General features: G+C 37.3%; 11 protein-coding genes. 5 read left to right on the top strand and 6 right to left on the bottom strand.

The window, feature by feature from the left end:
- Positions 1–12 precede the first annotated feature (12 nt).
- Both EM808_RS23265 and EM808_RS23260 read left to right on the top strand, forming a co-directional pair.
- Entirely contained in the window at positions 13–3366 is a 3354-nt protein-coding gene (locus tag EM808_RS23265; RefSeq protein ID WP_127741309.1) for a hypothetical protein, read from the top strand.
- A gap of 118 nt (positions 3367–3484) precedes the next feature.
- Entirely contained in the window at positions 3485–4192 is a 708-nt protein-coding gene (locus tag EM808_RS23260; RefSeq protein WP_127741307.1) for a class I SAM-dependent methyltransferase, read from the top strand.
- A 29-nt stretch (positions 4193–4221) separates the two neighbouring features.
- Here the strand turns inward: EM808_RS23260 and EM808_RS23255 are convergent, their stop codons facing one another.
- Both EM808_RS23255 and EM808_RS23250 read right to left on the bottom strand, forming a co-directional pair.
- Entirely contained in the window at positions 4222–4812 is a 591-nt protein-coding gene (locus tag EM808_RS23255) for a sortase (RefSeq protein ID WP_127741305.1), read from the bottom strand.
- Positions 4802–5764, bottom strand: a complete 963-nt coding sequence (locus tag EM808_RS23250; RefSeq protein WP_127741303.1) for a processed acidic surface protein — start codon at positions 5762–5764, stop codon at positions 4802–4804. The genes EM808_RS23255 and EM808_RS23250 overlap by 11 nt, the downstream gene beginning before the upstream one ends.
- A 192-nt stretch (positions 5765–5956) precedes the next feature.
- Between EM808_RS23250 and EM808_RS23245 the strand changes: the two genes are divergently transcribed.
- Complete coding sequence (locus EM808_RS23245) at positions 5957–6292, top strand: antibiotic biosynthesis monooxygenase family protein (RefSeq protein WP_127741301.1); 336 nt, start codon at positions 5957–5959, stop codon at positions 6290–6292.
- 50 nt (positions 6293–6342) lie between these two features.
- Here EM808_RS23245 and EM808_RS23240 read toward each other — a convergent pair whose 3' ends face one another.
- Entirely contained in the window at positions 6343–7365 is a 1023-nt protein-coding gene (locus EM808_RS23240; RefSeq protein ID WP_164849760.1) for a potassium channel family protein, read from the bottom strand.
- Positions 7366–7479: 114 nt separating this feature from the next.
- The gene (locus tag EM808_RS23235) at positions 7480–9030 is read right to left on the bottom strand and encodes an ABC-F family ATP-binding cassette domain-containing protein (RefSeq protein WP_127741297.1); all 1551 of its coding nucleotides are present in this window, start codon (positions 9028–9030) and stop codon (positions 7480–7482) included.
- A gap of 547 nt (positions 9031–9577) precedes the next feature.
- Here EM808_RS23235 and EM808_RS23230 point away from each other — a divergent pair.
- Positions 9578–10123: a hypothetical protein gene (locus tag EM808_RS23230; RefSeq protein WP_127741295.1), complete on the top strand. Its 546-nt coding sequence runs from the start codon at positions 9578–9580 to the stop codon at positions 10121–10123.
- 11 nt (positions 10124–10134) lie between these two features.
- On the opposite strand, the gene EM808_RS23225 is transcribed toward EM808_RS23230, so the two are convergent.
- Both EM808_RS23225 and EM808_RS23220 read right to left on the bottom strand, forming a co-directional pair.
- Positions 10135–10440 carry an Hsp20/alpha crystallin family protein gene (locus EM808_RS23225; protein ID WP_127741293.1) on the bottom strand — a complete coding sequence of 102 codons (306 nt, stop codon included), beginning with the start codon at positions 10438–10440 and terminating at the stop codon, positions 10135–10137.
- A 124-nt stretch (positions 10441–10564) separates the two neighbouring features.
- The gene (locus tag EM808_RS23220) at positions 10565–10711 is read right to left on the bottom strand and encodes a small acid-soluble spore protein P (RefSeq protein WP_127741427.1); all 147 of its coding nucleotides are present in this window, start codon (positions 10709–10711) and stop codon (positions 10565–10567) included.
- Positions 10712–10882: 171 nt separating this feature from the next.
- On the opposite strand from EM808_RS23220, the gene EM808_RS23215 reads away from it, so the two are divergent.
- A complete protein-coding gene (locus EM808_RS23215) occupies positions 10883–11143 on the top strand; it encodes a hypothetical protein (RefSeq protein WP_127741291.1) in 261 nt (86 codons plus the stop codon).
- Positions 11144–11778 lie beyond the last annotated feature (635 nt).

Here is an 11778-nt window from a genome sequence, read left to right as displayed (position 1 = left end):
GGGTTATGGTGAATGACTGAGAACTCATTTTTGACAAAGCTTAAACTGCTTAAGGATCACGAATACATACGTTCGCAAGCATACGAGGAAGTTCTTTCCGGTTATAAGGACTATGTCCAAGATACAGAGGCAGCAGTTGTTTTACCGAAGAAGGAAGTGGTACAACAAGACAACATACTTGAACAAAAACAAATTCGCGAAAAGAAGAAAAAAATGAAAAAAGTCCGCAGTAAAGAGGAGCTGCGTGAGCGTAATATTTCCTATCTTTTGTATCTTGGCGTTTTCTTGCTTTTACTAGGTGGCCTTTTTGTCGCAACAAGCAATTGGAGCACAATGGTTGGGTGGATGAAGGCAGCAAGCATTTTCTTTGTCTCTATTTTATTTTTTGGATTCGGTTTTATCGCAAAAAATATTGTGAAAATAGAAAAAACAGCTTTCGCCTTTACCGTTCTTGGCGGATTATTTCTGCCTATTGGATTTCTTTCCGTCAACTTCTTTCATTTAGCAGGTTTTTATCTTTCATATGAAGGGGAAGGAAGGTATCTGTTTGGGGCGATTGCAGGAACAGTACTTGTGATTGTTTATCACCAGCTAGCGAAAAGGATGCAATCAAGTTTTTTTCGTGTATTGGCATTGACGGCTGTTTCGTCAACTGTTGCCTTTGGGGTATTAGCATTATCCTTACCGCTAGATGTGTTCACACTTTTAATGGTTATCTTTAATTTCTTGATTATTCTGTTTATGGCGAAATACAAAAAAGCCTGGTTAAGTGGTTATCTTCGTCTCTTGCCTGTCTATATGCTCGTACATATGATTGTCACAACTTTATTCATTAGCTTTTTCTATGAATCTTCGATATTTCAAGGCTGGAATTTTTTATTGATGAGTGCTGTCTACTTCCTTTTCCTCCTTGAAACAAACAAGAAAGATGTTCATCTTTTGGTAACAGTGACTGCAAGTGCTGGAGTTTATCAGCTTTTTTCTTACGAATTTCTGTCTAACTGGATGCCATTGGCCTTTGCTGCTTTAGCTGGCGTCTTCCTTTTCTTAGCCATGGTAAAAAAAGAAATGAATTTGAAAAAAACCTGGGAGCATACAAGTATTGCGGTTGGATTGGCAAGTCTTATTTACAGTGCTGTTTTTCGACTAGAGCTTGTTTGGAGCGGTTCGTATATTATCACGATAACTTTACTGCTGCTTGGAGCCCAATTTGTATACTTAACGAAACATCTTCCTACACGTATTATTCCATATTTGCCTGCATTATTATGGGGGATGAGCTTTTGGCAGCTTGCGTTAAAATGGATTCTTGTTAACGATCTAAACAGCTTATTAGTGGTCAGTTATGTTAGTGCCTTTCTTTTATTACTTTTGTTAAGCCTATTTAATAATGTTCCAATGTTGCAAGTGATAAAAAGAAGCTCAAGCGATGTAACACTTGGTACGATGGTTTTATGTACATATGGCAGTGCCATGTTTTTCTTTGGCGGTTGGGAAGTGTGCTTTATGCTTTTCCTCCTTGGATTCACCTTATTATATATAAAGAGGCAAAACATAGAGATAACAGGCTTTACATTATTGAATTTAATTATTCCAATTGTTTATAGTGTTGCGTTTGTCACATTGTTTTCAGCTATACAAGGCTTGCAAGATTTAGGGCACTTCGTTTCTGTTGCTTTGGCTAGTATCAGCATATTAGCTTTAAGCAAATGGTACCAAGGAAAAGATGAAGGAGTGGGAAAAAACGGGTTTTATATAAGTCAATTTATGTATATGGTGGCAGTGCTATTGACCGTAACAGCGCCATCTAATAGTGATATTGCAAAAACGGCTGTCTATGCTGGTGGAATTTTTGTTTTTTACTTGTTTTATCAATTGCGACGAGAAAAAGCAATCCCATGGCTGATTACTGCAGTTTCGTGCTTCTGCTATTTTTCCTTGATTGATTTGCTGTTTTCGTCATCAGATTGGATGTACGAGAAAAGTGCTCTTTATGGCTGGATTCTCTTGTTATTAGCTGCAGTGTTTATGAAAAATAAAGACTTTAAGCTACCTTTAGCAGCATTTGGTCATACGTATTTATTAATGGCACTAGGCTTTGATGTTATATTTAACTATAGTAACGCAATGCTTCATTTTGTGTTCAGCTTTATTGCCTATTCAGCGAGTGCTTATCTGATAAAACAGAAATATGTAAAAATATTCATGCATTATGGAGCCTATCTTTCGTTTTTTATGTTTTTCGCATTGGAAAAGCATCTTGCTTTTGTTGGCGGTACAGAAGTATCGCAAGCTTTTCTTTACACTAGTATTCTTATATTAGGCCAACGCTTGTATCAGAAACGGAATAGCGGTAAATCATTATTATTATTTTTTATCCCGTTTAGTTTGCTGGGAATTGTTTCTTGGCTCATATTAGCAGAATTCTCTTATTATGAATTTTTCATCAGTCTCCTTTATTTGACTTTTTACTTGCTGCTAATGCATTTGGATAAAAAACACTTTTTGATTGCACCAGCAATGCTGCTGTTATTCTGCAGTACAGAAAGGCTTATGTATGCACAGGCTTTTCTGCAAGCTGAACGGTTTTTCTTTTATGCTATATTAGGAGTATTTCTTATCATTATAGGAATATGCTTATACAGAAGACTAGCCACATTTGAAAACGATATATTAAGTGCAGTAGATCTGTATAGTATTAGTGGCTTCCTTGCATTAGTCTTCCTGCTGTTTACAAATACAGATTTATTATGGATGAAGGTGGCACCAGGTATTCTCTTGGCTCTATCTATATATATCCAAAAGAGAAGGGTCGCAAAGAATAACAGTTGGATGGCAAAAATAGCATCAATGTTCGTCCTTCTGCAGCCATATTATACATTGCTTCATGAGCTGCCGATTTCTATTTACTTTAACATGGAACTGCTGTTACTGCCTTGGTTTATCTTAATATGGGTTTGTAAAAAATTAAAACCTGATCATCTGCAGTTCCTAATAAAAGCAGAGTGGATCTTTCTGCTATTTTCAGCGGTATGCTTCATAATGGATGGGTTAAAAACCTCTGACATTATGGATGCCATCATTCTTGGGAGTTTATCATTAATGTCCGTTATAGGAGGTTTTTATTTCCGTTATAAATCCTATTTCTTTATTGGTATAGGCGTACTTCTTTTAAATGTCCTTTTGCAAACTAGACCATATTGGGGCAATATGCCATGGTGGGCATACCTGCTCATTGCCGGCAGCGTTTTAATCGGCGCAGCCAGCTTTTATGAAATGCAAAAGCAAAAGGGAGGCAACAATGTCCTTCTGTTTATAAAGGAGTGGAAAACGAAAATAGCTGCTGTCTTGGCAAAGTGGAGTTAATACTAACGGAAACATTACGAACCATGCTTTTGCATGGTTTTTTTGTAGTAGAAAAAGGATTGTAAACAATCTACAAAGAATATACACATAGATGTGTATTTAAGTAGGAGGGGAAAAAATGAAAGAAAAAATACAAAAGGTATTTGATTCTTTATCTACTGTTTATGAAAACCAGGTTGATGACTCTAGCTTATATAATACACAATACGAACGGCCAGGAATGTTGGCAGAAGTAAAGCAAGATTTACATGGCAAGAAAATCCTTGATGCAGGGTGTGCAGCAGGGTGGTATGCAAATGAACTGCTTTTAAGAGGGGCTGATGTAACTGCTGTAGACATTAGTCCACAAATGATAGCAGCCACAAAACGAAGAATTGGTGACAGAGGAAAGGCATTCTGCTTGGATTTAGAGGAACCACTGCCTTTTCACAACTCTTCCTTTGATTTGATTATCAGCTCATTGACACTTCATTATTTACAAGATTGGACTCGGGTGTTTGCGGAATTTAGCAGAATTTTAAAAAGCGGTGGGGAGTATTTATTTTCTGTCCATCATCCATTCATGGATATCAATATTTCGGAAAACAAATGCTATTTTGAAACAGAAGCACTAACAGATATCTGGAATAAACAAGGCAAGGAATTCGAGGTCCCGATGTACCGCAGACCCCTACAAGATATCATCAATGAAACAACAAAGGCATTCACGCTAACATCAATAAAGGAGCTCCAACCAACAGCGAAACTAAAAGAGTTAAATGCGGAGAGTTATCAGTATTTGATGAATAACCCACATTTTCTCCTTATTAAAGCAAAAAAACGATAACCTGCTAAAAAATAGCAGGTTATCGTAGGCTATCTGGCTGCAGACATGTCTTTATTTATGAGATCTGCCGTCACGATAAAGCGTTCTGGTGCATCACCAATAAAGTAGAATGGATAGCATGTTGTTAATGTTAAAACAGGTCGGCTTTTTGGTGTTACTATATTTTCAGCGGAGGCAGAAACCACCTCTGTTTTACGGATTTTATAGGTGAAGGTTCCACTGCTCGTTTGAAGGATAATTCGATCATTTTTGGCTACATCCTTTAGAAAACGAAAATATGTGTCCCGATGCCCTGATATCACCGTGTTATTACTTTCTCCAGGGTTTGCACTGCCTGAAAAGTGGCCAGCGCCCTTTGCTAAAGTAGAGGAGTTTGTCCCTTCGAATATCGTTACTTCTTTGTTTTGTTTCGGTGCAATCAGTATGCCGAACCAATCACCTTCTTGTGGTGATGTGCTTTTGGCAGTACTGGAACTAAGCTCTTTTGTAACGTTGGCAATCACAGAGGACAACGGTTTGTTTGCATTCACCAAATGGACTGAATTGGAAATAACAAAGACCATACCAACCACAATTAATGTATAAGCACATACAGACAGGGTGATAGTTTTACTTTTCATAAAGCTTTTTGCTCTTATTCCGTAACAAAATGATGCAGCCTGTTAATACACACAAATATCCTGCAAATAAAAATAAAGGGACAAAAGATGCGGTGTTTGGAAGCTGTGAATCATAAAGTGTCGTTAAGTTTCCGCTTAATTCAGCCAAATTCACCACTTTGTCAGCTGCGGCTACGGCAAATCCGCTCGTGAGTTTTTCTGGAGAGATAACGGTATCTACAAGCAAAGCATCATTGCTGTCGTAAATCTCCAAAGCTACCGTATCATATTGTGGCGCTTGCAGAAATTCATCGAGTACAATTTCTTTTCTATTGCCGTTATCGTCAACAGAATAAAAAACAGGGGTTAATTCCAGCTGTTTGCTGACATTTTTCCATATCGACAATAAGCTTTCTTTATTAGCAGAAGAAAGCTGCTCCTCCTGATCCATCGTGACAAAAGCTTGTAGTTCTTCCTTCCAGTTAGAAATATTATTTGCTAAAGCTTGTTTGTCGAGCTTTTTAAAATGCTGATACAAGCTAGCCGTTTCGTCTTCTGTCATCCCAATATTCAGCAAAAATGCCTCTAAATTTTGCATTTGCTCTTCATGATTTTGATAAAAGTCAATGGCGACATCTAAATCCTCTATGAACCAGTAATCTTGAACACTTTCATTGAAACCAGTCAGCAAAATCTCCAATTCTTCCTGTGTCATATTATAGTTTTTCAGCAATTTATTTAAATTATCAGGTGTAATTGGTGTGCCTAGATAATCCTTTAAGCTTTCGATTGAATCAAAATGCTCTAAAGAAAGCTCTTTATCGCTTAAATAGTTTTCCAAATCATCAGTCGTCCATCCAAGTGAATTAGCAAGTTGGCTGACCTCCTCGTTTGTTGGCGCAGCGAGTGCTCCAACCGGATTCAAGAGTAATAACAAGCAGGCAAGTGTGGAAAGAGTGATACCTCTTATCATAGCAAAGACCTCCAATAAATCTAATTATTGGTATTATTTGCTGTCGTTAAAAAATCATACAATATTTCCAAAAAAAAGCGAGCGTAATGAAAAATAACAGGTAGTGCAGCTAACAGACGGTTATTAATTGACAATGATAATCTTTATCAATAGAATAAAAAATATACTTTATAATGGATTGGAGAGAAAGGTATGTTTGTAATCACTCGAAATATGGTTGTGAAAGAAGGAACATCTGACCTTGTAGTTAATAAGTTCAGCCAAGGTGGTATCGTGGAGGAGCAGGAAGGCTTTGTTGATGTCAGTGTTTATGTGAAAAAAGTTCGCCGTGGTGATGAAGAGGTTTTACTAATTTTCAGATGGGAATCAGAAGAGGCTTGGAAGAATTGGGAGAAGAGTCCTGCCCATATTGAGGGACACCGGAAAAATATTGGCAAGCCAAAGCCAGATCATATTATCTCTGTAAAAGTGGATAAGTATGAGTTAAAAGCAGTCAAAAAAGGGAAACAGCACACAGAAACAAATTAAAACACAGAGGGCAAAGTATATGTAGTATATAGTAGCCCTCTAAAAATGGCTTATTTAAAATTTAATATCGTTGTTTCACTGCAGACAATTGTCAATGTCGCATCATTCGGAAGAGCCCTATTAGCTTTTGTTGCGACATCTAAATCATCATTAACGGCAATGAGTGTTGCACCTAACGAGAATACACCCTCTGCAGCATCTTTATATGTTTTCCATTCCTGTTTCGCTTTCATTTGATGCCAGTCTGAACCTCTTTCATTTGAGAGCAAATCATTTAATAAAGTGGCACTCCCAGAATGCAAGCATTCCCTTGCAATCAAGAGTCCAACCGATTCATAGGAATAAACGAATCTTTCAACATTTGCATGCTTAAAGCGTGGCTTATGGGAAGCCTTGCGAATTTCAACTGTTGTATGCATATTAACTGAATACTCATTGGACAGGTCTTCAACTCCTAATGCAATTAAGGCTGTTGTACCGTCTGCCGCTAAATCATTGTCAATTGCTTCATCTGAAAAAATAAAAACACGCTCTGCAGCAGGTAAGTTTGCTTTTAACAATGTTTCGTCTTCTGCTGGATTTCCATTAATAAAAAATACATAATCTTCATTGTAAGGGTTCTTATCGAGCTTGCTGTCTATAAGCACTATCGGCATTTTCGCATTCGAGCTTTTTACCTCCTTAATGGCTATCGCTGTTTTCTTCCCATATCCGATAAAAATTACATGACCATCCCTTTTGTAGTCCAATTTTCCTTCCTCCTTCAGCCTTTTATAGTCAGAAAGCATTTGCTGAATTTTTCCAATAAACACAGTCAGGGTCATGATTCCATACAGGAAAAACACCATCGCAAATATACGACCGGCGATGGAGGTAGGGTAATAGTCTCCGTAACCAACTGTTGTAGAAGTGACCATTGTATACCATAAGCTGTCGAAATAGCTTGGAAAGGTCGCTGGCTCCAAAACGTGAAACAGCCATGCAGCACTCAAAATCACCCCAAAGGTGATAAGTAAAATGGCTGAAAAGCTAAAGTTAATGATGACTTTCCAAATCCGCCCAAAGAAATACAAATTGCACCTCCTTGCCACATTTTTATCAAAAAAAAACTATCAAATAATGAATATTCTTATGAATGGAATTTTATCCATCACAGCAATTCATCATTGATAGTTTTTTATAATTAATTAGTTATTTTGGTTAGACCAATCTTCAACATTCCAAACCTTTGTTACCCAATCTTCATAGAAGTCAGGTTCATGGCAAACGAGAACAACGGTACCTTTATAAGCTTTCAATGCTCTTTTCAATTCTTCCTTAGCCGAAATATCTAAGTGGTTTGTCGGTTCATCGAATAGCAGCCAGTTGCTTTCTTCCATTAACAGCTTGCATAAGCGGACTTTCGCTTGCTCGCCACCGCTCAATTGATTAAGTGGTCGTGAAATATGCTCGTTTTTCAACCCGCATCTTGCAAGTGCAGCGCGAACTTGGTGCTGATCCATGCTTGGGAAGGAATTCCATACATCTTCAATTGGAGTCAAATTGCCTGCTTTTACTTCCTGTTCGAAATAGGAAGGATACAAGAAATCTCCACGCTCAATTTTTCCGCTAAGCGGTTTGATTTTGCCAAGCATTGTTTTAAGCAATGTAGATTTACCAACACCGTTACAGCCGACGACCGCAATCTTTTCACCACGCTCGATTGTCACAGACATCTTCGGTAACAGCGGGTCAGCGTAACCAATTTCAAAGTCTGTTCCCTCAAAAACATACCGGCTGCTGCCGCGGGATTCTTTAAACTCAAATGTCGGCTTAATAGCAGTTTCCGGTCTGTCAATGCGCTCAAGACGGTCTAACTGCTTTTGACGGCTTTTTGCTCGTCCAGTTGTAGAGTATCTCGCTTTGTTTTTAGAGATGAAATCTTCTTGTTTTTTAATAAATTCCTTTTGTTTCTCATACGCGTTCAAATGCTGGTTTTTGTTGATTTCCGCAAGCTCAAGGAACTTATCGTAGCTTGCTGTGTATCTTGTAAGCTTGGAAAATTCAAGATGGAAAATAACATTTGATACCTGGTTCATGAACTCTGTATCATGAGAAATCAAAATAAAGGCATATGGATATTCCTTTAAATAAGAGGCAAGCCATTTAATATGCTCTACATCGAGATAGTTTGTCGGCTCATCCAACAATAGAACTTGCGGCTGTTCAAGTAATAGCTTTGCAAGCAGAACCTTCGTTCTTTGCCCACCGCTCAATGCTGCAACATCACGCTCTAGTCCAATTGCATCAAGACCTAACCCGCGTGCTGCTTCTTCAATTTTTATATCAAGTGTATAAAAGCCGCCTGCATCCAGCTTATCTTGGATAACACCCATTTCATCCAGTAATTCTTCCAGCTCTTCTGGTGTAGCATCACCCATTTTCGCTGTTACTTCATTTAACTTTTCTTCTTCCTTAAATAGTGGAAGGAAAGCATCCTTTAATGCATCGCGAATGGTTTTTCCTGGTGTAAGCACTGTATGCTGATCCAAGTAACCGTAATGGACAGAAGGAATCCACTCGACTCTGCCGGCATCATGAATAAGTTGTCCTGTAATAATATTCATTAATGTTGATTTACCAACACCGTTAGCCCCAACAAGACCGACATGATCCTCTGCAAGCAAACGGAAGGAGACATCTTTAAATAGTGTTCTATCTCCAAATGTATGACTTAAATTTTCCACATTCAATAACATAAGTTTATATCCTCACTTCATTATAAAGTACATGTATGAGACAAATCGCCAATCAATGGCAGTATCCATTTCTTCATGATACTAAAATAATGAACAGAAAACTAGACTAGTTGCTTCATTTCTATTATTTTCATTGTAAATCCATTGAAATCGTACTGACTGCTTTTTATCTTTCGCAGTTATGATAGAAACCGACAGCTTGTAAAAGGCTGTTTTACTGGATACGGAGGCAAGCGAGCCCTTTCAACAATTACAGTTAGCTGCTGCTGGCATTGTGGTAAAAAAGGGAAAGGGCTATGATGGTCTGATAGGAGCAGCTAACCATTAATTAATATGTACGACAGCAGTCATGCCCAATTGAACGAAAGTGCTTGGAGCCATGCTATTGATGACAATTCAACAGCAAGTTAATATACAAAACAGGCAGCGAATAAATGTCCGATAATTTTAGGTTTTGAAGGATTGTCAGTATATGAAATAGAAGTAAGAATAAATAGTCTTCCGACACATTGGTATGGGATTAATGGAAAGGAGCAGGTTTCGTGTTATGAAGGGAATTTATTTAACTGCATTATTATGCCTTGGATTCCTACTAAGTCTATATTTACTTGCTTATTATACAGAAAGAAAGTCACGTAATAGTAAATGGATTGAGTTGTATTTACGGTTAAGAAGGCATAATCCTTATTACGGCTATATTTTAGCTTTAACAAGTAAAAATGATAAAGCCGTGATCAGCAATTATCGTAGACTCGTTAAGCTCCCTCTGTATAGAAGGCTATATCCTGAGGTGACAATCCTCTTTTGTTTTTACTTTAATAGCACACAGGGAATAGAAGGGGAAATAGAAAAAATTACTTGTGAAAATAAACAAAAATTTTTCAGGCAAGTGTTAAAAATAGGATATAAAAAGGAACCGCTGGTTAAAGAAGAGCTATGTTCTATTGATAACTTGTGGATGAAGGAAGTGCTTTATGCCCTTGCTGATAAACAAAAGGGTGATTATCATCAGGAGCTTTATCATTGGAATAAAGGATTAAATGATGCAAATGGTATCATATATTATACGCTGGAAAAAGTGTTAAATCGTTAAAACTAAAAAAGTTAGTCCTTAATGATTTTTACTTCAAGCAGGCCGTTTGAAAAGGTAGAGCTAATTATTTTACCTTCAATTTTTGTTGGAAAGTAAATCGTTCTCCTTTTAGTATTATTTTCTAAGTCTTTCGCTGTAATCATTAAATAATTCTCATTAACAGCTAGTACTATGGTCTTCTTTGTTGCGAACGGTATCAAGCATTCAGCTAAATAATAGGTATCTGCTTCATATGCATCAACTTGAAATTCTGTTTCGTCTAAATAATTAACAAGTGAGCCAAATTCAAACATCAAGTCCGAATAATCATTGTTCATGTCATTTCACGCCTTTTTTGAAACAATGTATTCTTAACTGCGGGAAGTGTGCTTAAATTAAGCCCACAGGCTGAAGAAAAACGGATTTCATCAGCCTGTGAAGTATTTATATCAAGCTTTGGAATTAGAAGTCGTGACCGCTGTTATGCTTTTGTCTAGTATGGTTGCGGTTTTTTACTTTTTTGCTGCCGCTAAGAGGCTCTGGCTGACCGCCGTGATGGCCTTTAGGTGAATTTTTGCGCATGTCTTTACTGTCGTTTTTATTCATTATTCTCATCTCCTTTGCATTGGAAAAGCAATTTGCCCTTCATTGATTAGAATGAGAGAAATATCAGTTGTTTATACCGAATATTTTTCTTATCGCTTGAGCAATTTAATTGTAGGGTTTCTTTCCTGCTGACAACAACGAATAATGATGTGAAAATGGATAGGAGGAAATACAGTGTTTTATCAAAGTAATAAACAAGAAGCTTTTCAAGCTGCGCAAAATAATATGACTGAAACTCAGTCTTTATATGAAAGTATCGTGAAGGACTCAGCAAGTTATGGCCATCAGCTGAAGCATTTAAAGCAAGAGATTAATGAGACATACCAACAAATCGAGAATGCTTTAGAGGTTGCTTCAGAGCATCAGCGTCAACAACTTGAAACTTTTCAAAATGATTTGAAAAATATTGTTAATGAAGTTAATGAGCTTTCATAAGCGATAAGAAAAAAATGCGAGGCTGGGACATAAGTATGTGAACCAGCGTAAAGACCGAACTACTTAATCAATATTGATTTAATAGTTCGGTTTTTTGTTATTAATTTATATACAAAAAATTAGAAATTTTAGTGGAATGGAGCGGAGGCCACTCGACTACTAAGGGAAATAGAGGACGCTTTAGACCCCGCAGGCCGAAGAAGAGGATGCTCAGCTTCCTCCCCGCGGAAAGCGAGTGGGTGCAGCGCAATGAAACGAACTAACTTTAACTAAAATTCTATTTAGACACAACCTTCTTTTTCAAATTTAGTTGTATTCGTGTTTACAAAACTTATCTTTTGTTTTGTCCCAGCCTCGTTTTTGCTGTTGTAACTATTTTTTTGGGGAAGCTGGGATGTGCTTTAGTAGATAGATTTCCGAGCACCAATAAAGTATGACGTGTGTACCAAAGAAGAAGTCAACCTCTTATAATATAATCTATTTACGAGAGCTGCCCGGCAACAGTAGTTGTTAAATGCAGTATGCTTAATTCATATCACATTTACATAAGTATGTTTTTTCTCCTTTATAACAAATTGTAATGTCTGTATTTACATAGTGGGGGGAATGATTGCTTTGTTATGGGTCATAAGTAG

The sequence above is a fragment of the Niallia taxi genome (assembly GCF_004005475.1).
GTDB lineage: Bacteria > Bacillota > Bacilli > Bacillales > Cytobacillaceae > Niallia > Niallia taxi.
This window is presented reverse-complemented; position numbering and strand designations above follow the sequence as displayed.